The sequence below is a fragment of the Amycolatopsis albispora genome (genome assembly GCF_003312875.1).
Lineage (GTDB): Bacteria > Actinomycetota > Actinomycetes > Mycobacteriales > Pseudonocardiaceae > Amycolatopsis > Amycolatopsis albispora.
In genome coordinates this window covers 530,094-553,151 of record NZ_CP015163.1, presented here as the reverse complement: position 1 = coordinate 553,151, position 23,058 = coordinate 530,094, and the positions used below count along the sequence as shown (strand labels likewise).

The window sequence follows — 23,058 nt, the reverse complement described above, 5'->3', positions numbered from 1 at the left end:
CGGGCGGCCTTTATCCAGTGCTCGGCAGGTAGGTGATACGCCCAGCGATGGGAATGAGGTAGCCGTAAGTTCTTTTCTCCGGCGGCCCTTCAGCGAGAACCCGAGCGGCCGAGTCTCCGCCGGAAGCCGGAAAGCCGATCAAGCCGAGCTGGTAATCGATGGCCGCGTAAAGGTTTTCTCCCGCCTGTGCCAACCAGGTGTCGATCGCGGCCAACGGTAAATCGTCGACCTGCGGGTAAGCGCGTTCCAGCGCCCCGAATGGCAGGCCGAAGTCGACCCAGTCCGACCCGTCTTCTTCACGAACGACGAGGACCTCACAAACAATGGGTCTCCCGTCGGGCAGCCTGACGATTCCGGTCAAGCTGCCGTGGCGCTTCCAAGACGCCAGCGACCCCGGCACCGGCTGTTGCCGGTAAGGCTCGAGGCCGATGGTGCCGTACCAGTCGGCGACTCCCAGCGCGGGCCCGAGCGCGGTCAGTGCGCGATCCAGCCGAGCGTCGTCGTTCGGCCCGATTTCCACGGCGAGTTCGTAGCTGCCGCCCGCCCAGTTGTGCGCCGCGGTGAACCGCGCCGCCGCTTCCATCGGGTACTCCCACACCATGACATGACCTTAACATCTGCAAACGCAAGCAGCCCCACGGCCGCCGTGCTACGATGCTCTGAGATTTCAGAGATTTCTGAATCCTCAGAGCAGAGAGCAACGCATGAACGAACCCGAGAGCGCCGCCGAGGAACTGGCGCTGACGCTGACCCGCAACGGCCTGCAGCGCATGACCGCGCGCGTGCTCGCCGTGCTGCTGTTCACCGAGCAGGAGTCGATCACCGCCGGCGAGATCGGCGAACAGCTCAGCGCCAGCACCGGGTCGGTGTCCACCGCGCTGAAGTCGCTCGGTGACGCCGGGCTGGTCGAGCGCGTGCCCGCACCCGGCAGCAGGCGCGAGCACTACCGCTGCCCCGACGACGCCTGGGCGCGGCTGCTGTCCAACCAGAACGCCACCGTGCAGGCGATGCTGCACGCCGCCGAGCGGGGCATCGCCGCGGCGGGCGCGGACAGCGTGCCGGGACGGCGGCTCGCGATCATGCACGACTTCTACACCCACCTCATGCGTGAACTGCCCGCGGTCATCGACCGCTGGCGAAAGGGGCGAGAACGATGAAGAACCCGCGCGGGCTCAAACGGGCGGTCTTCGCCCGGCACTGCCACCCGTGGAGCGCCTGGACCCGGTGGGCGAGCGCCCCGCTGGTGCTGATCCCGGTGTGGCGGCGCAGCTGGCGCGACGCCGCGCTGGTCGCCGCCTGGATGGCGGTCAACCCGGTGGTGTTCGGCGAACCGGCCCACCACCGGGCCTGGGCGACCCGCGCGATGCTCGGCGAAGAGCGGTGGATCTCCGAACGGCCGATGGACGCCGCGATGGCGGTCAACGTGGCCGCCACCACCGCGGGCGTGGCCGGGGTGGTCGCCGCCCGCCGCCGCCACGCGCCCGCCACCGCGCTCGCCTCGGCGACCTCGATGGCGCTGCTCCTCGTCTACTGGGAGCTGATGGCCCGCTACCACGACCAGCACGGCCAAGCCCGGTGAAGGCGCTGCTGCTGACCCTGGGCACGCGGGGCGACGTGCAGCCGTTCGTCGCGCTCGCCAGGGGACTCGCCGCGGCGGGCCACGACGTGCTGCTCGCCGCGCCGCACCGGTTCACCGCCTTCGCCGAGCGCCACGGTGTGCCGTTCGCCGGTCTGGACGACGGGCCGATGCGGCTGATGGACACCGGGAGCGCCGTCGGTGACGTGGCCACCGGCGGCATGGCCGCCAAGCTCGCGCTCGCGCGGCGGCTGCCGTCGATGTTCACCCAGGTGCTCGACGACGCCTGGACGGTGACCTCGGACCACCACCCCGACCTGATCATCCACAATGGACAGGTGATGGCCGGGCAGCACGTGGCCGAGCGCCTCGGCCGCCCGGCGGTGCTCGGCCTGCCGATCCCGATGTTCGTGCCGACACGCGAATTCCCGTGGCCGGGTCAGCCGATGCCCGCCCTGATGCCGAACCGCGCCACCTACCTGGGCATGAAGGGCCCGTCGGTGATGTTCGGCCGCACCATCGACCGGTGGCGCGCGAGCCTGGGCCTGCCGAAGCGGCCGGGCAGGCACGACCCGCTGCGCGCACCCGACGGTTCACCGGCGCCGGTCCTGCACGCGATCAGCCCGCACGTGCTGCCCCGCCCGGCGGACTGGCCCGCCGCGGCCGGCATGACCGGGTACTGGTTCCTCACCGACCCCGAGCCGCGGCCGCTCCCCCGCCCGCTGGCCGAGTTCCTCGACGCCGGTGCGCCGCCGGTGTTCATCGGGTTCGGCAGCATGTCCGGCACCGACCCGGCCGCCACCACCGCCACCGTCGTCGCCGCGGCGCGGCAAGCCGGGGTGCGGGCGGTCATCGGCACCTCGTGGGGCGGCCTGACCGGTGCCGGTGACCAGGCCGGCGACGTGTTCACCGTCGACGAGGTCCCCTACGAGCAGCTGTTCCCCAAGGTGGCGGCGGTGATCCACCACGGTGGCGCGGGCACGATCGCCGCCGCGGCCGCCGCCGGACGGCCGCAGGTGGTCTGCCCGTTCGTCGCCGACCAGCCGTTCTGGGGGCGCCACATGCACCGGCTCGGCGTTGCGGCGGAACCGATCCACCAGCGCGCGCTGGCCCCCGACCGGCTCGCCCACGCCATCGGCCAGGTGGTCGCCGATCCCGCGATCACCACCGCGGCCGAGCGGCTCGGCCGGCTCGTCCGCGCCGAGGACGGGGTCGGTGAGGCGGTCCGCCAGCTGGAAGGCATCGCGGCGCCGCACCGGAGGTGATCACTTGCCGGGATCCTCGTAGACGTCGGGAATTCCGTCGGCGTCCCGGTCGAGGTTCTCCATCTCGTGGATCCGCCGGTACACCCGGTTGCGGGCACGCAGGATGATCGCGGCCAGCAACGCCGCCAGCAGCGACCCGGCGAGAATGGCGACGCGGGCGTGATCGTCGGGTTCGCTGCCCGCGCCGAAGGCCAGTTCACCGATCAGCAGCGAGACGGTGAACCCGACGCCGCCGAGCATGGCCAGGCCGAGCACGTCCACCCAGCCGAGGCCGTCGTCCAGCTCGGCCTTGGTGAACCGCGACAGCAGCCAGGTGGCGCCGGAGATCCCGACGGTCTTGCCGACCACCAGACCGGCCACGATGCCGAGCGCCACCGGGTCGGTCAGCGCGCTGCGCAGGCCGTCCCAGCCGCCGAGCGGCACACCGGCGGCGAACAGGGCGAAGATCGGCACGGCCACCGCCGCGGACAGGGGCCGGAACCGGTGCTCGAAGTGCTCGGCCAGGCCGGGCCCGGCCTCCGGTCCCCCGGCGCGTTCGCTGCGCAGCACCGGCACGGCGAAACCGAGCAGGACCCCGGCGACGGTGGCGTGCACCCCGGATTCGTGCACCCACAGCCAGGTCAGCGCGGCCAGCGGCAGCAGCAGCCACCACGACCGCACCCGGTACTGCACCAGCAGGGTGAACACGCCCAGCGGGACCAGCGCCAGCAGCAGCGGCCCGACCCGCAGGTCGTCGGTGTAGAACAACGCGATGATCAGGATGGCGAGCAGGTCGTCGACCACGGCCAGGGTGAGCAGGAAGGTGCGCAGCGCCGAGGGCAGGCAGCGCCCGACCACGGCCAGCACCGCCAGCGCGAAGGCGATGTCGGTGGCCGTCGGGATCGCCCAGCCGCGAACCGCCTCACCACCACCGGCGTTGATGGCGAAGTAGATCAGCGCCGGGACGGCCACCCCACCGCAGGCCGCCGCGATCGGCACCACCGCCCGCCGCGGATCACGCAGGTCACCGGCGACGAACTCGCGTTTCAGCTCCAGCCCGGCGACGAAGAAGAAGATGGCCAGCAGGCCGTCCGCGGCCCAGGTCGCCACCGGCAGGTCCAGGTGCAGCGACGCCGGGCCGAGCTGGAAGGACCGCACCGACTCGTAGAACTCGCTCCACGGCGAGTTGGCCAGCACCACCGCGACCACGGCCGCGGCCAGCAGCAACGCCCCGCCGATCGTCTCCTTGCGCAGGATGTCGGCGATCCGCCGGGTTTCCGGCCACGACCTGCGGCTGAACAACACCGGGCGGGCACGGGGGCTTCGGTTCATGCCGGTCTCCTGCGGGTTGCCGGCGGGTCGAGCCCACCGGCCGCGTAACCCTCACCCGGCCGGGTGAGGGTGCCGACCAGACTTCCCGGCGCACCACGCGCAAAGATGCCGTAAAGATCGCCCCGGGGCAAATCCGGGTGCCCTCGCGCGGGTGACCTCGTGATCGTCCACAAAGGACCCGGCAGCCACTGCCACCGCGGCGGCAAGTAACGAACTCCGAAAAGATCGGTGAAAACCTTGCGTTATCGCCGCCGATTCGGTCCACTTGCGCACCATGTCTGATTCATCCCATGTGCTGGCCGCGGAGGGCGGTACCCTCTCCGGGATCGAGAACGCGATCAACACCGTGTTCAACCCGATCTCCGAAGGCCTGTCCGGGTTCGTCTTCGCCGAGGTCACCGTCTTCGGCATCACGTTCCCGTGGATCGTCGCCTGGCTGGTCATCGCCGCCGCGGCCTTCACCGTCTACTTCGGATTCGTGCAGTTCCGCGCGTTCCGGCTGGCCACGCGCATCGCCCGCGGCCAGTACACCAAGAGCGACGAGCCCGGCGAGATCACCCACTTCCAGGCGCTGAGCTCGGCGTTGTCCGGCACCGTCGGCCTCGGCAACATCGCCGGCGTCGGCGTCGCGGTCACCGTCGGCGGCGCCGGGGCCACGTTCTGGATGATCCTGTGCGGCCTGCTCGGCATGTGCACCAAGTTCGTCGAGTGCACCCTGGGCGTGAAGTACCGCGAAGTCCACGCCGACGGCACCGTCTCCGGCGGCCCGATGCACTACCTGCGCAAGGGCATCGCCGAACGCTTCCCCAACGCCACCGGCAAAACCCTCGGCCGCGTCCTCGCCGGTGGCGCCGCGGTGATGATCCTGTTCTTCGGCATCGCCGGTGGCAACATGTTCCAGGCCAACCAGAGCTTCGCCCAGCTGCGCGACGTCACCGGCGGCGACGACGGCCTGCTCGGCGGTGACGGCGCCGCGCTGATCTTCGGCCTGCTGCTCGCCGCCTTCGTCGGCGCGGTGGTCATCGGCGGCATCAAGTCGATCGGCGCGGTGACCAGCAAGCTCGTGCCCGCCATGGGCATCGTCTACGTCACCGCCTGCCTGATCGTCATCGGCGTCAACCTCGACCAGATCCCCAGCGCCATCGGCGAGATCTTCGCCGGCGCGTTCGCCCCCGAAGGCGTCGCGGGCGGCGCGATCGGCGCACTGATCGTCGGCTTCCAGCGAGCCGCGTTCTCCAACGAAGCCGGCCTCGGCTCCGCGCCCATCGCGCACTCGGCCGTGCGCACCAAGCACCCGATCACCGAAGGCTACGTCGCCCTGCTCGAGCCCTTCGTGGACACCGTGGTGATCTGCACGATGACCGCGCTGACCGTGATCATCGCGAAAACCCAGTTCTGGACCGACGCCAAGGCCACCGTCTTCGCCGGCGGCGACACCCCCGACGGCGTCACCGTGACGTCGGAGTCGTTCGCCACCGTGCTGCCCTGGTTCCCCTACGTGCTCACCGTCGCCGTGGTGCTCTTCGCCGTGTCGACGATCATCACCTGGGGCTACTACGGGCAGAAGGCGTGGACCTACCTGTTCGGCAAGAGCCAGCTCAGCGAACGCCTCTACCACGTGGTGTTCTGCCTTTTTGTGGTCGCCGGGTCGGTGCTCACGCTGGGCAGCGTGCTCGACTTCGCCGACGCCGTGCTGTTCCTGCTGGCGTTGTTCAACATCGCCGGGCTGTACCTGCTCGCGCCCGTCGTCAAACGCGAAATGCGCAACTACCGCGAACGCCGCCACAGCGGCGAAATCGTTCGCGTGAAGTAGCGGACGCCCGCGAGGTTCAGTCGAGCCGGGTGAGGAAGGCCGTGGAGCGCTCGAGCACGAGAGCCGTCGCGTCGGCGTCGTAGCCGGGCAGCGAGCTGTCGGTGAACAGATGGGCGTCCGCGGGATAAACGAACAGTTCGGCCAGTTCCGGGCCCGCCAACTCGACGAGTTGGCGGGCCGCGGGCAGATCCTCGCCGAAGAACTCGTCGCCCTCGGCGCCGTGGATCTGCACCGGCAGTCCCGCGGGCCACGGCCCGTAGGCCCATTCGCCGGTGACCGGGATGCAGGATTCGTAGAGCAGGGCGCCGCGCGCGCCCGGTCGTGTCTGCGCCAGGCGCTGGGCAACCGACTCCCCCGCGGAAAAGCCGCCGTAGACCAGTTCGCCGGGCAGGTCCGCGACCGCGCGGTCGGCCCGCCGGTCCCGTTCGTCACCGAGTTCGCGGATCAGCGCGAGACCGGCTTCGATGCTCTCCGGCAGGATCCCGTCGAACAGGTCCGGGGTGTGCACGAGGTGCCCGGCCGCGCGAAACCCGTCGGCGAACCGGCGAACCCCCTCGGTGAGTCCCCTGGCGTGGTGGAACAGGACAACCTCGGCCATCGCCGCACTCCTTGACTGTGGGATCGACACGGGTACCGCTGCTGGGAGCCGCCGCCATCGTGCCATCGACTGCTTGAGCTCCTCGCGCGGGCGTGATACCGCCTGGTAACTCGCTTCCTGCCACTTCCGGTCGAAGCGCCCGGCACGGTGACGTAGTGGCGTCGAAAATGCACTCCGTGTGATCGCGTCCGTCGGTAGTTTGAATCACATACCCGACGGAAAGGAACCAACTGCATGCGCAGTGTCAGGAGATCTCTCATCGGCGGGGTGACCGGGGTACTGATCGCGGCTGGTGCCGTCGCCGTACCGGCGACCGCGAGCGCGGCGCAGGCCATCGACTGGCAGCCGTGTCCGGGCGGCAAGGGCGCGCAGTGCGCCACCATCGAGGTGCCGCTCGACTGGTCGCGGCCGGACGGCGCGAAGACCAAGATCGGCCTCGCCAAGCGCCCGGCCAAGGACCAGGCGAACCGCATCGGCTCGATCCTGGTCGATCCCGGCGGACCCGGCGGCAGCGGCGTGAGCATGGTGGCCAACGGCGACCCGTTCACCGAGGCGGTGACCGCCCGCTTCGACGTCGTGGGCTTCGATCCGCGCGGCATCAACACCAGCCAGCAGCTCCTCTGCGACGAAACGCTCTCGCAGCAGGCACTCGACGCCCGGCGCCCCACCAGCCAGGCGGAGTTCGACAACCTGGTTTCGCTCAACAAGCAGCTGATGGACAGCTGCCGCCAGCATTCCGGCGACCTGATCGACCACGTCGACAACCTCCACACCGCACGCGACATGGACGCCATCCGCGCCGCGCTCGGCGAGGAGAAGCTCAACTACGTCGGCTATTCGTACGGCTCGCTGATGGGCCAGCAGTACGCGGAACTCTTCCCGCACCGGATCCGGGCGATGGTCAACGACGGCAACATGGACCACAGCCTGAGGACGGCGTGGGACTTCATGCGCACCGAGACCGAGCCGGTGGAGGTGGGCTTCGAGGAGTTCGCGAAGTGGTGCGACACCACCGAAACCTGCGCGCTGCACGGACAGGGCACCGCGAAGACCTACGGCGAGCTGAAGAAACGCGCCAAGGAGGGCACGCTCACCAACCCGGCCACGGGCCAGCCGGTCGACTTCTACGCGCTGTCGCAGCGGGCGTTCGCGGTGACCAGGCCGACCATGTGGGGCAACCTGGCCACCGAACTCAAAGCGCTCAAGGACGGCACGGGCACGCCGTCGCCGGTGTCGCTCGAAGCGGCCGCCGCGATCAACAACCCGTACCCGCCGATCTGGTGCAGCGACTGGCGTTACCCGGTGAAGAACTTCGCCGAGTACAAGAAACTGCGCACGAAGCTGTCCGCGAAGTTCCCGAACGTCGAGTGGAGTCCCTACGTCGACCACGCGCTCACCTGCGCCGGTGACCCGCTGAAGACGACGAACCCGCAGCAGCCGCTCAAGATCAAGGGTGCGCCGCCGCTGGTCATGGTCGGCAACGTGCACGACCCGGCGACGGTGTACGAGTGGAACAAAACCGCCGCGAAGCAGAGCGGTTCGCACCTGATCACCTACGAGGGCTGGGGTCACACCGCCTACGGCAACGACGGGCCGAGCCCGTGCGTCAACGAAGCGGTGGACGCGTACCTGCTCGACCTGACGGTACCGCCGAAGGGCTTGTCCTGCCCGGCCATGGAAAAGCCGGGATCTTCGTCCGCCGCGAAGGCCCCGCATCCGCGCTCACCCGGGCCGTACCAGGGATAGCTCCACCGGAAACGGGCCCGGCCGCGCTCGCGGCCGGGCCCCGCACGGCTTGTCACCGGTGAGACAGGTGAGACAGTGGTGCCGTGTTCGACACCTTTGACGAGTGGGACGTCTCCCTCAGCGATTCCGTGACCATCCATGGGCGAAGCGGAGGTACCGGACCAGCCGTCGTGTTGCTGCACGGACACCCCCGGACCCACACAACCTGGTACCGGGTGGCCCCGGCGCTCGCCGAGGCAGGCTTCACCGTGGTCTGCCCGGACCTGCGTGGATACGGCCGGTCGTGCAAACCCGCACCCGACGAGAAGCACGAGGTCTACTGCGACCGCACCATGGCCGCCGACATCGTCGCCCTGATGCGCGACCTGGGCCACCACCGCTTCGCCCTCGTGGGTCACGACCGCGGCAGTTACGTCGCCTACCGGACCGCCCTCGACCACCCCGGCTCCGTGACCCGCCTCGCCGTCTTGGACAGCGTGCCGATTCTCGAGGCACTCGAACGCGCCGGCGCCCGATTCGCCACGGCATGGTGGCACTGGTTCTTCTTCGGCGCCTCCCCGCACGCCGAGCGCGTGATCACCGCCGACCCCCTCGCCTGGTACCGCCCCGACGAAAAACGCATGGGGCACGAGAACTACCGCGACCTGACCCGCGCGGTCAGCGATCCCGCCACCGTGCGGGCCATGCTGGAGGACTACCGCGCCGGACTGACCATCGACCGCGCGAACGACGAAGCGGACCGAGCGGCACAGCGCACCATCACCTGCCGCACCCTGGTCGCGTGGTCCACCAGGGACGACATGGAAGAACTCTACGGCGACCCGGCCGGTGTCTGGCGCTCCTGGGTCAGCGGTGAACTGACCTCCGCCCGCATCGAATCCGGGCACCACATGGCCGAGGAAAATCCGGCCCAGCTCGCCGAAACGCTCATCCGATTCCTGGGCTAGCCGTCGCGATATTGGGCTCATCGGGTGGTCGGCAGCCGATCGCGGCAACGTCAGCCGGTTCGCGCACGTTCCCCGATGGGCGAGGCAGCACGGGAAATCGGGGACGCGATGGGAATTCTCAGTGGCCGCGAACCACTTCCGATCATTGACGCCGAGCCGTCCGCGCGACCGGCGGACGCGCTTGCCGGCGTGGCCGGGACCTTCGATCCGCACCAGCGGTGGACCCGGCTGGTCGGCGGTGGTGACGGAATCATCTACGCCGTGCAGGCCGACGGGCTGCTGTACTGGTTCCGGCACCGCGGCTGGGCCACCGCGGCGGCCGACTGGGCCAACGACGGCATCGGTGTGCGGATCGGCTCCGGGTGGCAGGACTTCGTCACCGTGCTCGGCGACGTCGACGGCGTGCTCTACGGCATCCGCGGCGACGGGACCGTGCTCGCCTACCAGCGCGTCGTCACCGACCTCGGCACCGGCGCGGGTTACTGGACCAACAACGGCACCGGCGTTGTCGTCGGGACCGGGTTCGCTGCCTTCCCCAGGATCTTCGGCGGGCCTGGCGGCGTCATCTGGTGCGTGGACGCGAACGGCGTCCTCTATCGCTCACGGCGGCCCAAAGGCGGGAACTTCGAAACGCCGGTGCCGCTCGGAGACGGGTTCAACGTCCCCCGCTACCTGATGTCGGACAACGGCAACGTCATCTACGCCGTCAGCGGCACCGGCGGGCTCACCTGGTTCCGCTACCGGGACGACACCGGCTGGGCCAACAATGGGCAGCCCATCCAGATCGGGGACAACGACTGGTTCGAGCTGTTCCGCCGGGACCTGTTCGCCGGCTGCGGGAACGGCGGCATCTACTTCGTCCGGATCGATCTCGCGACCGTGCCCGGCTACGACGAGACGCTCGTCCAGTTGCGGCTCACCAACCACCAGACCGTCGACACCGACGGCGGGCCGCATTGGATCAACAACGCGACCGGACTCGTGGTGGGGCACGGGTTCACCGTCGAGCGCAGCGCGGGGCTCCAGGGATACCCGCGGCGGCAAAGCGTTCCAGCCGGGGGACGCGTCTCCGTCGCGTTGTCCACCGCATTCAGCTCGGTCAGCGCGCAACTCGTGCGCGTCACGCCCGGCGGGGACAACCCCGAGCCGGTCACCACGGCGACCGCCGTCCCCGGTGGGCTCCAGTTGCTCCCCGCGGACTACCGGTCGGCCGGATGCGGCTGGGAGGAACGCTACAACGCCGAGATACCCGAGGACTGGCCGTCCGGCGTCTACGCCGCGCGCTTCACCGGGAACTTCGGCCGAGTGCAGCACATCCCGTTCGTGGTCCGCCCGGCCGTGCCCGCGCGGCAGATCGCCGTGGTGCTGCCGTCCAACACCTACCACGCCTACAACGGCTGGGGCGGTCACGACCAGTACTCCATCGGCCAGCACGGCGTGCGGCGCGCGATCACCTTCCTGCGGCCCAGTTACAACTGGCTGATCGCGTCGAAGGGGCAGTACGACGTGGATCTGTACAGCGACCTGGAGCTGTTGCGCTGGCTCAGCAGCGAGGAAATCGGGGTCGACTGCTACACCGACCACGACCTGCACACCGGCGGCTGGCTTTCCGCGTACCGCGCGATCGTGCTGGGCGGGCACCCGGAGTACTGGTCGATGGCCATGCGCGCTCATCTCGCCGACTATCTCGCGGCGGGTGGCAGCGTGATCGCCACCGGCGGCAACCAGCTCTACGAACGCGCCGAATTCGACGCCGACGGCACCACGCTGACCTTCCGCGCCGCGGACGGGAGCCGCGATCTGTTCCTCGACCACTACGACCTGCCGGCGTCGCAACTGCTCGGGGTGAACTACGAGCACCAGGGCTGGATGACGTTCGCGCCGTACCGGGTGCTGCGCGACCACCCGTTCCTGGACGGGACGGGCCTCGGCGTCGGTGACACGTTCGGCGCGAGCGGCCGCAACGGCGCGGCGAGCGCGTGGGAGTTCGATACGTTGCAGGGCTTCGACGGCGAAGCGTCGCCGGAGGAGGTCTTCGCGCAGGGCACGAACCCCACCGACAGCGGCGGCGCGGCGATGGTGTGCAAGGAACTGCCGGGCGGCGGATTCGTGTTCAGCGCGTCCTCACTGACCTTCAACGCGGCGATCCGCGTCGACCCGGTGATACCGCGGTTGCTCCGCAACGTCTTCGACCGGGCGCTGTCGCGACCCGCACCGGGCGCCTGATCCAAATTCGAGGAATGCGGCGGCCGGGACGGGTACGCGCTGTCAGGTCGCGGCGGTGCCCGGGCGGCCAGGGCCGCCGCGGACAACTGGCTGCACCTCGTGCTCGCCGTCGGCATGATCGGGCTGGGTCTCGGGCTGACCGGCTTTCCGCGCCTGCGCTGCTGGACGTCGTGGGTGGGCACGGCACCCTGGCCTGACCGCCCCAGCGCCCAGGTCGCTGCGGGCGCCGATTCCGGCTACCGTCGTGGTCACGGTTCAGACCACGTGCCGTCCTGGTGACTCGAGTGGTGAGGAAATCTCCGTGAACCCTCCGCTGTCGATTGACGTGGCCGTGTACAGCGCCGGACTGGACGACACGCTGAAGGTGCTCACCGTGTCCGGCGAGATCGACGAGACAGCCGCCGCGGCCCTGCAGCGCGCGGTGGACGCCGCGTGGCGGGATCCGGTGCCGCGCCTGGTGTTGCTGGACCTGGCCGGGGTGCGCTCCCTCTGCCCCCGGGGCGCCAGGGTCCTGCTCGCCGGAGAAGTACGTGCCAAGGACCATTGCGGCACGCAAGTTGTCTGCCGTCCCTCGGCGCACGTCCGCCGGATGCTGGCCTCCACCTCGGTGGCGGACCTGCTGTGGTGCTGCGATTCGGTGGAGACCGCGCTGGCCGGTGACCCCGCGAGCATCGCCGTGCCACGGGCGCGGAACTGAAACTCGCCGTTTGAACCGGCCTCGAATGGCCATATTCCAGATATGTTGCCAACGCCCCGTTCCGCGGCGGTCGCCGCCTCCGGTCTCCCCGAGCACCAGCGCGCGTGGCTCGAGACCCGTACCAGCCGGGCCGCCGACTGGCCGGTGCGTGAACTGATCGACGCCAAGGGCACCACCACGGTGAGCCTGGTGCTGCCCGCCCGCAACGAAGCCGCCACGGTCGGCCCCATCGTGCGGATGGCGCGGCGGCACCCGCTGGTGGACGAGCTGGTCGTGGTCGATTCCGGCTCCACCGACTCGACCGGCGAGGTGGCCGAGGAAGCCGGCGCCCGGGTGGTGCGGCAGGAGGAGGTCCTCGATCACCTGCCCGCCATGACCGGCAAGGGCGAGGCGTTGTGGAAAGGGCTCTATGCCACCGAAGGCGATGTGGTCGCCTTTCTCGACACCGACCTGGTCGGCTGCCCGCCGGAATTCGTCACCGGACTGGTCGGCCCGCTGCTGACCTCCCCGGACCTGCAGTTCGTCAAGGGCTTCTACCACCGCCCGCTGGTGCGGCCGGGGCTGCGCACCGAGAACGACGGCGGCGGGCGGGTGACCGAGCTGGTCGCGCGCCCGCTGCTCAACCTCTACTGGCCGGAACTGGCCGGGTTCATGCAACCGCTGGCCGGGGAGTACGCCGGCCGCCGGGAAGCGCTGGAGTCGGTGCCGTTCGTCTGCCACTACGGGGTGGAGATCGCGTTGCTGATCGACCTGGCCGGGCGGCACGGGCTGCCCGCGATGGCGCAGGTCGATCTCGGCAGACGGCGGCACCGGCACCAGGACACCGCGGCGCTGGGCCGGATGGCCACGCAGATCATGCTCACCGCGTTCGGCAGGCTCGAACGGGAAGGCCGCGCGCCCACCCCGACGGCGTTGCCGGCGCGGCTGGCGCAGTTCCGCGCCGGACATGCACCGGAACGGGTGAGCCGCGAGGTGGTGGTCACGGAAATCGACGTGCCGGAGCGGCCGAGCCTCGCCGAAGTCAGGGCCGAGCTGGCCACCGCCGTCCCCGCCAGGAGGCCGTGATGCGGGTGCTGGTGAACGCGGGCCCCTGGCTGCCGGTACCGCCGGACGGCTACGGCGGAATCGAGAACGTGGTCGCCACCCTGGTGCCGGAACTGCGGCGGCGCGGGGTCGAGGTGGTGCTCGCCGCCGTGGGCACGAGCACGCTGGAGGTGGACGGCCGGTTCTCGGTGTACCAGGAGCCGCAGTTCCACCAGCTGCTGCGGCCGTACAACCGCGCGATGGGCGTGGCGCTGGCGCACATGCGGCGGGTGGTCGACGAGGTGCGCCGCGACCCGTCGTTCGACCTGGTGCACGATCACCTGGAAGTGGTCGGCCCCGCCATGCTCGCTTCGCTCGGTGACGCCTGCCCGCCCGTGCTGCACACGCTGCACTGGGACCTGACCAAGCACCCGCAGTTCTACGGCGAGTTCGGCGACCACGAGCACATCCACGTGAACGGGGTCTCGGCGGCCCAGCTGGCCACCGCCCCGCCCGCCCTGCGTGCCCGCGGCGTCGGGCACGTGCATCTGGCCACCCCGCTGGCCGAGCACGCCGATCGCCGCCCGCGCCCGGCCAAGGAGGAGTTCGCCGTGGTGCTGGGCCGGATCACCCCGGCGAAGGGCCAGCACCTGGCCGCCAGGCTGGCGCGGCGGTCGGGAATCGACGTGGTGCTGGCCGGGCCGGTCGGGCCGTTCCGGTCCCCCGGCGCGCTGGACCGCGCGATGGCCGCCGATGCGGAAGTGGGCCGCAACCCGGACGTGCGTTACTTCTGCGACGAGGTGCGCCCGCTGCTCGACGGGACGCGCCTGCGCTGGGTGGGGTCGCTGCCACCGCGCGAGCGCGACGAGCTGGTGGCGCGTGCGCGAGCCTGTCTTTTCCCGTTGCAGTGGGAGGAACCCGGCGGCACGGCCGTGGTGGAGTCGCTCTCGCTGGGCACACCGGTGGTGGGGTACTCGCGCGGCTGCCTGCCCGAACTGGTCGACCAGGGCCGGACCGGTTTTGTGGTGCCGCGAGACGACGAGGACGCGCTCGTCGAAGCGTTGCGCGCGGCCAAAACCCTGGACCCGGCGGCGTGCTGCGGCGAAGCGGCGAGCCGGTTCGTGCCCAGCGTGATGGCGGAGAACTACCTCGCGCTGTACCGCACGGTGCTCGGCTCCGACCGGTCGCTGGTCAGCGCGACGCCGGGAACGTGAAGACCGCCTGCAGCACGTGCCGCCGCCGTTCGGCGAGCGCGGTGATCAACTCGGGCGCCACCTCGAACGGCACCAGGTCGGTGATGAGGTGCTGCCGGATGGCGTCGCCTTCGGCACGCAGGAGTTCGATCGTCTCGGCCGAGAGGCGTTCGCGGTCCCAGGTGTGCGCCAGCCCGCGCGGCATCCGGCCGATCTGGGCGCAACGCAGCGAAAGCCCGTTGTGGTGGAACTCCTCGCCGAGCCGCACGGCGTCCGCGCCTTCCTGGTAGAACGCCAGGTCGATGACGGCGCCCTGCGGCCGCAGCAGCCGCAACGCCAGGCCGAGGGAAGCGGCCTGGCCCCGGCACTGGAACACCACGTCGGCGCCCCGGTCGCCGGGCCGGTGCCGCCAGCGGGTCTTGAGCACGGTGGCCACGTCCTCGGTGTCCGGGTCGAGCGTGGCGAAGCCCAGTTTCCCGGCGACCTCGCGCCGCTGCGGGGTCGGATCGACCACCACCACCTCGCGTGCCCCGTGCGACCGCGCGAACAACGCGGTCAGCAATCCGACCACCCCGGCGCCGGTCACGGCCACCCGCAGGCCGGTCACCCCGTCCCCGAGCGACCGGACGCCGGTGCCGTGCAGCTCCGCCGCCGCGTGCAGCAGGCCGTTGGCGCAGATGGGTCCCATGTGCGCGGCGTAGATGCCCAGCAGCGGATCGAGGTCGTCCGGCAGCACCACCACGTGGTCGGCCAGCGGGTCGGCCCGGTAGTGCTCGCGGTGGCCGTAGGTCATCGCCACCAGTTCACCGGTGCCGAACGCCGGCGTCCGGCTCGCCACGATCCGGCCGACCTGCAGGTAACCCCAGCGCAGCACCGGATACCCGGCCCCGGGCCCGCCGAACAGGCCCAGTTCCGCGTCCCAGCCGCGGGTGAGCTGCGGGTGGGTTCCCTTGACGAAGGCCAGCTCCGTGCCCGCGGAAAGTCCACTGTAGACGGCCTCGACGTCGAAGGTGCCGTCCTCCGGCCGTTCCTCCGGTGGCGCGGGCCGGAACCCGACCACGCCGGGTTCCTCCACCACGAGCATCCGGCTATCCGCTGGCATGGGCGTGCTCCTCCAGTTTCACGGCGACTCCGCGGGCGGCGGAGTCCGCGACCGCGCAGGCGAGCCGCTGGGTGCGGACCGCGTCCGCGTACGGCGCGCGGATGTTGCCGCCCCGGCCCAGCACCGCGTCCACGAACGCCCGGTCGGCGGCCTGCTTGGCCAGCGCCGGATCCAGCCGCCGCACCTCGGACTCGCCGGACCGCCCGGCCACCTCGACCGCGTCCTCGGTGATCGACACCGCCAGGTCGGCGGCGTAGACCTCCAGCCCCACCCGGTGCTTCCAGCCGAGCAAGCAGGTCGCGGCCAGCGTGCCGACCGCCCCACCGGCGAAGCGCAGGTTCACCACCGTCGCGCCGTCGACGTCGGCGCCGGGCGCGTCCGGGGGCTGCCCGTCGCCCATCGCGTGCACCTCCACCACCTCGCCGACCATCAGCCTGGCCAGGTCGAGCACGTGCACGGCCTGCTCCACGACCTGCCCGCCGGACTGGGCGCGGCTGGTCCACCACCGGACCGGGGGCACCTTGTCCAGCCAGGCCCCGACGGCCAGCCGCACCGAGGTGTCCCGCACGGCTTCACGGGCGCGCGTGACCCCGTCGGAATACCGCCAGTGGTACCCCGCCGACGTCACCACACCGGCTTCTTCCAGCAATCGCGCGGTCTGCTCGGCTTCGCCGCAGTCCAGCCCGATCGGCTTCTCCACGAACACCGCGAGCCCGGCGGCGGCCACGGCTTTCTCCACGGGCCCGTGCGAGAACGGCGGCACGCACACATACACCGCGTCCACCCCGGTGTCGATCAGCTGCTCCACCCCGGGAACCGCACGCACACCCCGTTCCTCGGCGAACGCCCGCGCCCGGCGGCCGTCGACGTCGGTCACCGCGACCAGCTCGACGTCCCCGAAGGCGGCGAGCGTGTCCGCGTGCCGGGCGGCAACCCCGCCCGCCCCGACAAACCCGATCCGGCATCCGGGCATGGGCACCCCCTTGTTCGTGGCCACCCCCTCGATACCCGGACACGGCCCGCTCAAAACAAACCCGCGATCGGAGCCCAGCAGACTGTCCACTCTGGACGGACGGTCGAGCGGCCAGCCGGGCCGGCGTGTCGAGGTCGTCGTGACGAGCCGCGTCACAGCAGCTTGTCACGGGTGAAGGGGACGTCGCGGAGGCGGCGGCCGGTGGCGTGGAAGATCGCGTTGCCGATCGCGGCGGGCACCCCCGTACCCGGGGTTTCGCCGAACCCGCGGGCGTTGAGCGCGGTGCTGTTCGGATCCGGGCGGTCCACGAAGAACGCCTCGACCGACGGCGTGTCGGCGTTGACCGGCACCAGGTAGCCGGACAGGTTCGCGTTGACCACCCTCGCCGTGTCGCGGTCCACCACCGTGCGCTCCATCAGCGCGAAACCGATGCCCCAGGTGACCCCGCCGATCACCTGGCCGCGTGCGGTCCGGTGGTTGAGCACCCGGCCGGGATCGTACGCCGCCACCACCCGGCTCACGCGCAACGCGGCGAGCTTCGGCTCGAACCGGACCTCCACGAACACCGCGCCGTACGAGTGCCCGGCCGTGTTCAGCACGCTGCCGGTCACTTCGACGGCCTGACCGTGACGGGCCACCACGTCGCGGTAGCTGTCCCGCCGGTCGCGGTCGCCGCGGGCGAACAGCTGGCCGTGCTCGGCGACGACGTCCGCCGCGGGAACGCCGTGCAGCGGCGAACGCGGGTCGGCCACGGCGATCGCGACCACGGCGTCACGCGCGTTCTCCGCCGCGCGGGACACCGAGCCGATCACGCTGGGCATCGTGGCGGATGCGGCGGACAGCGCGGCCGGCGGAAAGGCCGTGTCGCCGAGCAGCGTCGTGACCTGGTCCATCGGCATGCCGAGCCGGTCGGCGGCGACCTGGGTGAGCACCGTGTAGGTGCCGGTGCCGATCTCCTGGGTGGCCGCGCGCAGGGTGGCCCGCCCGTCCACGCCGATGGCGAGCGCGACGGTGGACGGGAACGCCGAGTAGGTGTGCACCTCGGTCGCCACGCCCCAGCCGACGTACTCGTCACCGTCCCGCATGGACCGCGGGCGCGGATCACGCCGGTCCCAGCCGAACGCGTTGCCCGCGAGCCGGTAACAGTCCGCCAGGTGCGAGCCCGCCGTCGGGTGGTGGCGCAACCGCAGCTCCACCGGGTCGACGCCGAGTTCGTGGCTCAATTCGTCCATCGCGGTTTCGAGCCCGAAGTGCGCGGTCGTCTCCGGTGAGCGCATGTAGCTCGACGACGGCAGGTCCAGCCTCGCCCCCAGCTGCCGCACGTGGACATTCGGGCAGGCGTAGAGGTGGACGGTGGATTCGCTGCTGTTCAGGATGTTCGTCTCGGTGCGGGTCAGTTGCGCGGTGCTGGTGTCGACGATGGCGGTCAGCCTGCCGCGCCTCGTGGCACCGAGTCGCAGGCTCCGGCGGTACTCGGCGCGGTGGCCGTTCATGGTGTACATCTGCGCCCTGGTCAGCACGAGCTTGACCGGGCGCCCGAGCATCCGCGCCGCCGCCGCGTTGATCAGGGTGTGGGACCAGGTCGGTCCCTTGGCGCCGAAGCCACCGCCCAGGTAGGGCGAAACGATCCGGACGTCCTCCTGCCGCACGCCGAACTTCTCGAACGCCTTCGCCACGACCGCGCGGGTGAACACCACGCCCTGCGCGCTCTCGTACAGCGTCAGCGAGTTGCCGTTCCAGACCGCGGTGGTGGTGTGCGGCTCGATCGGGTTGTGGTGCATCATCGGCGAGCTGTAGCTCTGCTCGACCCGAACTTCGGCCCGCTCGATCGCCGCTTCGGCGTCACCGCGGGAGATCTCGTTGGGCCGCTCACGGAACGGGTCCGGCAGGAACGCCTCGCCGAGCGCGGCGGCGAGGTGCGCGACCGGTCGTTCGGCGCGGTAGCCGACCCGCACCAGGTTCGCCGCTTCCTGTGCCTGCTCCAGCGTTGCGGCCACCACGTAGGCGATCGGCTGTCCATTGTGGTGTATCCGGGTGTCGTGCAGTGGCAGGAAACCCTTGAGGTACGGGAAGGCCGGCAGCGTCAGCGGCGGCAGGTTCTGATGCGTGCAGACCGCGACGACGCCGGGTGCGGCCAGTGCCGCGGTCGTGTCGAGTTCGGTGATCTCCCCGCTCGCGACCGTGCTCAGCACCAGGAAGCCGTGCAGCACACCGGTTACCTCGTTGTCCGCGGCGTAGCGGGCCGCGCCGGTGACCTTCGCCCGGCCGTCGACCCGTTCCACTCCGCGGCCGATCAGTCCGCTCATCACACGCCTCCCAACTCGCTGAGGATGCTCGCCAGCGCACGCTGGACAAGTTCGACCTTGAATCCGTTGTCCTCACGCGGATCCGCGTCCTGGACCAGGACGCGGCCCGCTTCGGTGATCGCCGCTTCGGTCAGCGGCCTGCCGCGCAACGCCGCTTCGACGCGGGAATCCCGCCACGGGCGCGTGCCGATGCCACCGAACGCCAGCCGCACGTCCTCGACGACCCCGCCTCCCATCCGCAGCGCCGCCGCGACCGACACGACGGCGAATTCGAAGGTGGCCCGGTCACGCAGCTTGAGGTAACGCGAGGTCGCGGCGACTGGCGTGCGTGGCACCTCCACCCGGGTGATGAGTTCCCCGGGGCGCAAGGCGGTCTCCCGGTCCGGGGTGGTGCCGGGGAGCAGGTAGAACTCGGCGATGGGGACGGCCCGTTCGCCGTCCGGGCCGAGCAGGTGCACGGTCGCGTCCAGCGCGGTCAGCGCCACCGCCAGGTCGGACGGATGCGTGGCGATGCAGTGCTCGCCGCCACCGAGGATCGCGTGCCCCCGGTTGTGCCCGGTGAGGGCCGGGCACCCGCTGCCGGGGACCCGCTTGTTGCACGCGGAGCCGGTGTCCCGGAAGTAGCCGCACCTGGTGCGCTGCAACAGGTTCCCGCCGATCGCGGCCATGGTGCGGACCTGCGGGGACGCCGACGCGAGCAGTGCCTCCGACAGCACCGGGAACTCCTGCCGCACCCACGGGTGTTCGGCGACCTGGCGCATCCTGGCGAGCGCGCCGACACGCAGCACGCCGTTGTCGGCCGTGACCTCACCGAGGGCGAGCCGGTTGACGTCGACCAGGTGGTCGTGGCCCTGGACGCCGTCGCGCATCAGGTTCAGCAGGTCCGTACCGCCCGCCACGAACGCCGAGCCCGGGGTGCCGATGGCACGGACGGCCTCGGCGGGCGTTCTCGCGACCGTGTAACCGAAGGCCCTCATCGCCGCGCCTCCTTGGCGGCGTCGGCGACGGCGGCCACGATGTTCTGGTACGCGGCGCAGCGGCAGAGGTTGCCGCTCATCCATTCGCGGATCTCCGCGTCGGAGCCGGTGTGCCCCTCGGCGACGCAGGCCACCGCGGAGACGACCTGACCAGGGGTGCAGGCACCGCACTGGAACGCGTCGTGCCGGATGAACGCCGCCTGCACCGGGTGCAGTTCCTCACCGCGCGCCAGGCCTTCCACCGTGGTGATCTCGGCGTCCTGCCGCATCACGGCCAGGGTCAGGCAGGCGTTGATCCGGTCGCCGTCGGCCAGGACCGTGCACGCGCCGCACTCGCCGCGGTCGCAGCCCTTCTTGGTGCCGGTCAGGCCGAGCCGCTCGCGCAGCGCGTCCAGCAGGGTCACCCGCGGCTCGACGACCACCGGCCGCCGCTGCCCGTTGACCGAAAGGGTGATCTCCACCTGCTCTCCCCCGGCGATCGTGTGCGACGGCTCGGCCGCCACCGCGCCCGCGGGGAGGTGGGCGGCCGCGACGCTCCCGGCCGCGGCCGCCGCGGTGGACTTGAGCACGGTGCGGCGCGTGTGGGCCGCTTTCTCGGGTGCGGGGTCGTTGCTCACCGGCATCTCCTCTGCCTAACGGCGTTACAAGAGGTGGTGTATCGCCGTTAGGTATATAACACGGTTAAAGGAATGGCAAGGGCGTCCTATACAGTCGCTACATGAACGACACGCGGCAGCAGATCCTCGACGCCACCGCCGCGCTGCTGGAGCACACCGGCGCGGAGCAGGTTTCGATCCGGGACGTGTGCCAGGCGGCCGGCGTCACCGCGCCGACCGTCTACCACCACTTCGGCGACAAGAACTCCCTGTTCGAAGCCGTGGCGGAAGAGGGTTTCCGGCGTTACCTGGGCACCAAGCGCAGCCGCAAGCCGTCCGCGGACCCATTGGCCGACCTCCGCCGGGGCTGGACCGACCACGTCGGCTTCGGCCTGGCGCACCCGGCCTTCTACCGGCTGATGTACGGCACCCCGAACGCCGAAACCCGACCGGCGGCGCGTGAAGGGCACCGCGTGCTCGTCGGCATCCTCGACCGGCTGGCCGAGGCGGGCAGGCTGCGGCTGCCACCGGAACAGGCCGCCACGCTGATCCACACCGGGTCGGTGGGCACCACCCTCAGCCTGCTGTCCACTCCGGACGGACCGGGCACCGCGGGCCTGTCCGAGCGTATGCGCGATGCGGTGTTCGGCGCCGTGCTCCACCCGCAGGATTCCCCAGGGGGTGACGAGGCCGCCTCAGCGCAGTTGGCACGCGCCTTGCTGGCGACGCTGTCATCACGCCGGACGCCCGAACTGACCGCTGGCGAACGCGGCATCCTATTGGAGTTGCTGCGAAAACTCGCCCCATGACGGTTCGCGAACCGCACCGGTCCACACGAGAGGTCTAGAGTGCGGTCATGAGCACCAGTACCGGGGAGGCGCCCCGGCAGCTCCTCTCCCCTGCCCAGGTACTGGCTGGTCAGGGCTACCGAGCCTGGCATGGCGGATTGCTGAACTCGGGGCCGCTACTGGTCTGTTTGCTGGTGATCGAGCGCGCCAACCAGGGCACCACGGACACTCCGCGGTTTCTCGTGGAGCCGCCGGTGACCCGGATCCCGCTCACGGTCGATGTCGACCTGGTGGCGACCTCCAGCATCCGACTGCAGAGCGCCACCCTGGGCGGGACGGCCACGGGCGCGCTCAAGGCCGTGTTCAGCGGCACCACCGACCAGCCGGTATCGGGGTGGCGGCTGCGAATCCGGTGCGCGGAGTTCGGCATCGACTACCTCAGCGATCCCATCAGGTAGCCGCGCCTAGGTGCCGGAAGCGCGCGGACGAGACTGTGGATCGATCAGGCCGAGCCAGGCGTCCTGGCCGTCAGCCAGCGGATGCGGCAACGGAAGCGACTGGAAGCGGCAGGCGAACGTCATGCCGGTGTCGCCGCCGCTCCCCTCGACACGATGGATCCACTCGTCGGCGGTGTCGGCGGGCGCCACCAGGTGGAAGTAGGTGGTGCGGCGTGGTTGTCCGGTTTCGGGGTGAGGCTTGTCCTCGGTTGTCAACGCGCGAACGAGCGTGACGCCGGTCAATCCCGTTTCCTCTGCTACTTCCCGCACCACGGCCTCCGGGAGACCTTCGTTGGCTTCCACCCCTCCGGCCGGAACCTGTGGTCCGGCTTCGGGAAAGTCAACGTGCTCGAAGATCAGGAGTTCAGGCCGCGGTCGCCGGCGGATCACGTAGGCGGCGACGCGGATTCTCGGCGGAGAAGGGTTCACGGGCGTACTCCTGGGTGGTGGCGTCAGGTTGTCATAGCCGCGATGCACTCGACGGCACCAATTGAAATGTAGCCCGTACGGGTGAACTTGAATTTTCAACTTTACCGCCTGGGTAACCGAGAGTGAGTCGATCGTCGGCGCGGTCACCAGCGGAAATGGTCACCGCCTTGATCACCCCGACTCCTGGTCGTTACCCCGGCACGGTGCCGGGCCCTGTTACGCGCGCGGCCGTCCCGACGACGGGTGGCGCAGAGCATGACCGCATTCGCACCGCTGAAAGAGGCAACCGTGTCCTACGCCCCCACGCCGCCCCCGGTGATGCAGGCCCCGTCCCAGCCCAGGAACGGGCTCGGTACCGCCGGTTTTGTCCTGGGCTTGGTCGGCCTGATCTTCGCCTTCATCCCGCTGATCGGGATCGTCGCCTGGCCGCTGACGATCTTGGGACTGATCTTCGGCGTCATCGGGCTCCAGCGCGCGAACCGGGGCCAGTCCACCAACAAGGGCATGGCCATCGCCGCGATCGCCCTGTCGGCCATCGGGCTGGTCATCTGCATCATCTGGACCGCCGCGTTCGGCAAGGCCGTCAACGACACGGCCAACAGCCTGCCGACCCCAGCCGCGCCGCCCGTCGTCGCCGACACCGCGGCGGCTCCGGAAGCCGCTCCCGCCAACGCGGCCCCGGCGGAAGCGGAATCGGCCAAGCACACCATCGTTCTGGAAGTCACCACGGCCGCGAAGTCGAACGTCCAGTGGAGCAGCGGGTTCACCACGAACTCCCAGGAAGTCCTCGACAAGGGCAAAACCTGGAGCCAGACACTCACCATGGACGACCTGGCGTTCACCTCGGTCACCGTCACCCCGGTCAACTTCGACCTGAACAGCAAGGACAACACCTGCAAGATCATCGTCGACGGCAAGACGGTCGTGGAGCAGTCCAACAGCGTCGGCGCACTGTGCACCTACCAGCCCTGAACGTCGGCACCGACCGCCACGCA

At 70.6% G+C, this 23,058-nt stretch carries 22 protein-coding genes; 13 read left to right on the top strand and 9 right to left on the bottom strand.

Annotation, left to right across the window (positions count from 1 at the left end):
- Nucleotides 1-10 precede the first annotated feature (10 nt).
- Nucleotides 11-601, bottom strand: a complete 591-nt coding sequence (locus A4R43_RS02765; protein WP_113690833.1) for a hypothetical protein — start codon at nucleotides 599-601, stop codon at nucleotides 11-13.
- Nucleotides 602-704: 103 nt separating this feature from the next.
- On the opposite strand from A4R43_RS02765, the gene A4R43_RS02760 reads away from it, so the two are divergent.
- Genes A4R43_RS02760 through A4R43_RS02750 form a run of 3 tightly spaced genes read left to right on the top strand, consistent with a single transcriptional unit; the run spans nucleotide 705 to nucleotide 2,841 of the window.
- The gene (locus A4R43_RS02760) at nucleotides 705-1,157 is read left to right on the top strand and encodes a GbsR/MarR family transcriptional regulator (protein ID WP_113690832.1); all 453 of its coding nucleotides are present in this window, start codon (nucleotides 705-707) and stop codon (nucleotides 1,155-1,157) included.
- Entirely contained in the window at nucleotides 1,154-1,579 is a 426-nt protein-coding gene (locus tag A4R43_RS02755) for a DUF6653 family protein (RefSeq protein WP_113690831.1), read from the top strand. Before A4R43_RS02760 ends, A4R43_RS02755 begins: the two co-directional genes overlap by 4 nt.
- The gene (locus A4R43_RS02750) at nucleotides 1,576-2,841 is read left to right on the top strand and encodes a glycosyltransferase (RefSeq protein WP_113690830.1); all 1,266 of its coding nucleotides are present in this window, start codon (nucleotides 1,576-1,578) and stop codon (nucleotides 2,839-2,841) included. Before A4R43_RS02755 ends, A4R43_RS02750 begins: the two co-directional genes overlap by 4 nt.
- Here the strand turns inward: A4R43_RS02750 and nhaA are convergent, their stop codons facing one another.
- Nucleotides 2,842-4,152 carry a Na+/H+ antiporter NhaA gene (gene nhaA, locus A4R43_RS02745; protein ID WP_113690829.1) on the bottom strand — a complete coding sequence of 437 codons (1,311 nt, stop codon included), beginning with the start codon at nucleotides 4,150-4,152 and terminating at the stop codon, nucleotides 2,842-2,844.
- A gap of 274 nt (nucleotides 4,153-4,426) precedes the next feature.
- On the opposite strand from nhaA, the gene A4R43_RS02740 reads away from it, so the two are divergent.
- Nucleotides 4,427-5,965: an alanine/glycine:cation symporter family protein gene (locus A4R43_RS02740; protein WP_113690828.1), complete on the top strand. Its 1,539-nt coding sequence runs from the start codon at nucleotides 4,427-4,429 to the stop codon at nucleotides 5,963-5,965.
- A 16-nt stretch (nucleotides 5,966-5,981) separates the two neighbouring features.
- On the opposite strand, the gene A4R43_RS02735 is transcribed toward A4R43_RS02740, so the two are convergent.
- Nucleotides 5,982-6,563, bottom strand: a complete 582-nt coding sequence (locus A4R43_RS02735) for a dienelactone hydrolase family protein (protein WP_113690827.1) — start codon at nucleotides 6,561-6,563, stop codon at nucleotides 5,982-5,984.
- A 267-nt stretch (nucleotides 6,564-6,830) separates the two neighbouring features.
- Between A4R43_RS02735 and A4R43_RS02730 the strand changes: the two genes are divergently transcribed.
- The 6 genes from A4R43_RS02730 to A4R43_RS02705 all read left to right on the top strand — a co-directional run bounded on the left by A4R43_RS02730 (nucleotide 6,831) and on the right by A4R43_RS02705 (nucleotide 14,416).
- On the top strand, nucleotides 6,831-8,309 hold the full coding sequence (locus A4R43_RS02730; RefSeq protein WP_113690826.1) for an alpha/beta hydrolase: 1,479 nt from the start codon (nucleotides 6,831-6,833) through the stop codon (nucleotides 8,307-8,309).
- A 215-nt stretch (nucleotides 8,310-8,524) separates the two neighbouring features.
- Nucleotides 8,525-9,256, top strand: a complete 732-nt coding sequence (locus tag A4R43_RS02725; protein ID WP_418190798.1) for an alpha/beta hydrolase — start codon at nucleotides 8,525-8,527, stop codon at nucleotides 9,254-9,256.
- A 75-nt stretch (nucleotides 9,257-9,331) separates the two neighbouring features.
- Complete coding sequence (locus A4R43_RS02720; RefSeq protein ID WP_236808734.1) at nucleotides 9,332-11,482, top strand: N,N-dimethylformamidase beta subunit family domain-containing protein; 2,151 nt, start codon at nucleotides 9,332-9,334, stop codon at nucleotides 11,480-11,482.
- A gap of 301 nt (nucleotides 11,483-11,783) precedes the next feature.
- Nucleotides 11,784-12,179 (top strand): STAS domain-containing protein, encoded by a 396-nt coding sequence (locus A4R43_RS02715; protein WP_162788292.1) that lies wholly within the window; start codon nucleotides 11,784-11,786, stop codon nucleotides 12,177-12,179.
- Nucleotides 12,180-12,221: 42 nt separating this feature from the next.
- Nucleotides 12,222-13,244 carry a glucosyl-3-phosphoglycerate synthase gene (locus A4R43_RS02710; RefSeq protein ID WP_113690822.1) on the top strand — a complete coding sequence of 341 codons (1,023 nt, stop codon included), beginning with the start codon at nucleotides 12,222-12,224 and terminating at the stop codon, nucleotides 13,242-13,244.
- Nucleotides 13,244-14,416, top strand: a complete 1,173-nt coding sequence (locus A4R43_RS02705) for a glycosyltransferase (protein WP_113690821.1) — start codon at nucleotides 13,244-13,246, stop codon at nucleotides 14,414-14,416. The genes A4R43_RS02710 and A4R43_RS02705 overlap by 1 nt, the downstream gene beginning before the upstream one ends.
- Here the strand turns inward: A4R43_RS02705 and A4R43_RS02700 are convergent.
- From A4R43_RS02700 to A4R43_RS02680, 5 genes are all read right to left on the bottom strand, one after another.
- Complete coding sequence (locus tag A4R43_RS02700) at nucleotides 14,394-15,497, bottom strand: zinc-dependent alcohol dehydrogenase (RefSeq protein WP_205215221.1); 1,104 nt, start codon at nucleotides 15,495-15,497, stop codon at nucleotides 14,394-14,396. The two genes, A4R43_RS02705 and A4R43_RS02700, sit on opposite strands and share 23 nt — an antisense overlap.
- Nucleotides 15,484-16,470, bottom strand: coding sequence for a Gfo/Idh/MocA family protein (locus A4R43_RS02695; RefSeq protein WP_113690819.1), 987 nt, complete (start codon nucleotides 16,468-16,470; stop codon nucleotides 15,484-15,486). Before A4R43_RS02695 ends, A4R43_RS02700 begins: the two co-directional genes overlap by 14 nt.
- A gap of 152 nt (nucleotides 16,471-16,622) precedes the next feature.
- On the bottom strand, nucleotides 16,623-18,776 hold the full coding sequence (locus A4R43_RS02690; protein ID WP_113690818.1) for a xanthine dehydrogenase family protein molybdopterin-binding subunit: 2,154 nt from the start codon (nucleotides 18,774-18,776) through the stop codon (nucleotides 16,623-16,625).
- Nucleotides 18,776-19,753, bottom strand: a complete 978-nt coding sequence (locus tag A4R43_RS02685; RefSeq protein ID WP_113690817.1) for an FAD binding domain-containing protein — start codon at nucleotides 19,751-19,753, stop codon at nucleotides 18,776-18,778. Before A4R43_RS02685 ends, A4R43_RS02690 begins: the two co-directional genes overlap by 1 nt.
- Nucleotides 19,750-20,376, bottom strand: coding sequence for a (2Fe-2S)-binding protein (locus A4R43_RS02680; RefSeq protein WP_113690816.1), 627 nt, complete (start codon nucleotides 20,374-20,376; stop codon nucleotides 19,750-19,752). The genes A4R43_RS02685 and A4R43_RS02680 overlap by 4 nt, the downstream gene beginning before the upstream one ends.
- 95 nt (nucleotides 20,377-20,471) lie before the next feature.
- On the opposite strand from A4R43_RS02680, the gene A4R43_RS02675 reads away from it, so the two are divergent.
- Together A4R43_RS02675 and A4R43_RS02670 are read left to right on the top strand one after the other, a co-directional pair.
- Complete coding sequence (locus tag A4R43_RS02675; RefSeq protein ID WP_113690815.1) at nucleotides 20,472-21,158, top strand: TetR/AcrR family transcriptional regulator; 687 nt, start codon at nucleotides 20,472-20,474, stop codon at nucleotides 21,156-21,158.
- Between the two features lie 47 nt (nucleotides 21,159-21,205).
- Complete coding sequence (locus A4R43_RS02670) at nucleotides 21,206-21,595, top strand: hypothetical protein (RefSeq protein WP_162788291.1); 390 nt, start codon at nucleotides 21,206-21,208, stop codon at nucleotides 21,593-21,595.
- 6 nt (nucleotides 21,596-21,601) lie between these two features.
- Here the strand turns inward: A4R43_RS02670 and A4R43_RS02665 are convergent, their stop codons facing one another.
- Nucleotides 21,602-22,210 carry an NUDIX hydrolase gene (locus tag A4R43_RS02665; RefSeq protein WP_205215220.1) on the bottom strand — a complete coding sequence of 203 codons (609 nt, stop codon included), beginning with the start codon at nucleotides 22,208-22,210 and terminating at the stop codon, nucleotides 21,602-21,604.
- A gap of 108 nt (nucleotides 22,211-22,318) precedes the next feature.
- On the opposite strand from A4R43_RS02665, the gene A4R43_RS02660 reads away from it, so the two are divergent.
- Complete coding sequence (locus A4R43_RS02660; protein ID WP_236808732.1) at nucleotides 22,319-23,035, top strand: DUF4190 domain-containing protein; 717 nt, start codon at nucleotides 22,319-22,321, stop codon at nucleotides 23,033-23,035.
- The last annotated feature ends 23 nt before the right edge of the window (nucleotides 23,036-23,058 follow it).

Excerpts from the sequence above, each read along its gene's own strand:
- A4R43_RS02690 (WP_113690818.1), bottom strand. The coding sequence starts at position 18,776 with ATGAGCGGACTGATCGGCCGCGGAGTGGAACGGGTCGACGGCCGGGCG.
- A4R43_RS02760 (WP_113690832.1), top strand. The coding sequence starts at position 705 with ATGAACGAACCCGAGAGCGCCGCCGAGGAACTGGCGCTGACGCTGACC.
- A4R43_RS02755 (WP_113690831.1), top strand. The coding sequence starts at position 1,154 with ATGAAGAACCCGCGCGGGCTCAAACGGGCGGTCTTCGCCCGGCACTGC.
- A4R43_RS02685 (WP_113690817.1), bottom strand. The coding sequence starts at position 19,753 with ATGAGGGCCTTCGGTTACACGGTCGCGAGAACGCCCGCCGAGGCCGTC.
- A4R43_RS02720 (WP_236808734.1), top strand. The coding sequence starts at position 9,332 with ATGGGCGAGGCAGCACGGGAAATCGGGGACGCGATGGGAATTCTCAGT.
- A4R43_RS02740 (WP_113690828.1), top strand. The coding sequence starts at position 4,427 with ATGTCTGATTCATCCCATGTGCTGGCCGCGGAGGGCGGTACCCTCTCC.
- A4R43_RS02695 (WP_113690819.1), bottom strand. The coding sequence starts at position 16,470 with ATGCCCGGATGCCGGATCGGGTTTGTCGGGGCGGGCGGGGTTGCCGCC.
- A4R43_RS02735 (WP_113690827.1), bottom strand. The coding sequence starts at position 6,563 with ATGGCCGAGGTTGTCCTGTTCCACCACGCCAGGGGACTCACCGAGGGG.
- A4R43_RS02675 (WP_113690815.1), top strand. The coding sequence starts at position 20,472 with ATGAACGACACGCGGCAGCAGATCCTCGACGCCACCGCCGCGCTGCTG.
- A4R43_RS02670 (WP_162788291.1), top strand. The coding sequence starts at position 21,206 with ATGAGCACCAGTACCGGGGAGGCGCCCCGGCAGCTCCTCTCCCCTGCC.
- A4R43_RS02705 (WP_113690821.1), top strand. The coding sequence starts at position 13,244 with ATGCGGGTGCTGGTGAACGCGGGCCCCTGGCTGCCGGTACCGCCGGAC.
- A4R43_RS02700 (WP_205215221.1), bottom strand. The coding sequence starts at position 15,497 with ATGCCAGCGGATAGCCGGATGCTCGTGGTGGAGGAACCCGGCGTGGTC.
- A4R43_RS02710 (WP_113690822.1), top strand. The coding sequence starts at position 12,222 with ATGTTGCCAACGCCCCGTTCCGCGGCGGTCGCCGCCTCCGGTCTCCCC.
- A4R43_RS02660 (WP_236808732.1), top strand. The coding sequence starts at position 22,319 with ATGACCGCATTCGCACCGCTGAAAGAGGCAACCGTGTCCTACGCCCCC.
- nhaA (WP_113690829.1), bottom strand. The coding sequence starts at position 4,152 with ATGAACCGAAGCCCCCGTGCCCGCCCGGTGTTGTTCAGCCGCAGGTCG.
- A4R43_RS02765 (WP_113690833.1), bottom strand. The coding sequence starts at position 601 with ATGGTGTGGGAGTACCCGATGGAAGCGGCGGCGCGGTTCACCGCGGCG.
- A4R43_RS02680 (WP_113690816.1), bottom strand. The coding sequence starts at position 20,376 with ATGCCGGTGAGCAACGACCCCGCACCCGAGAAAGCGGCCCACACGCGC.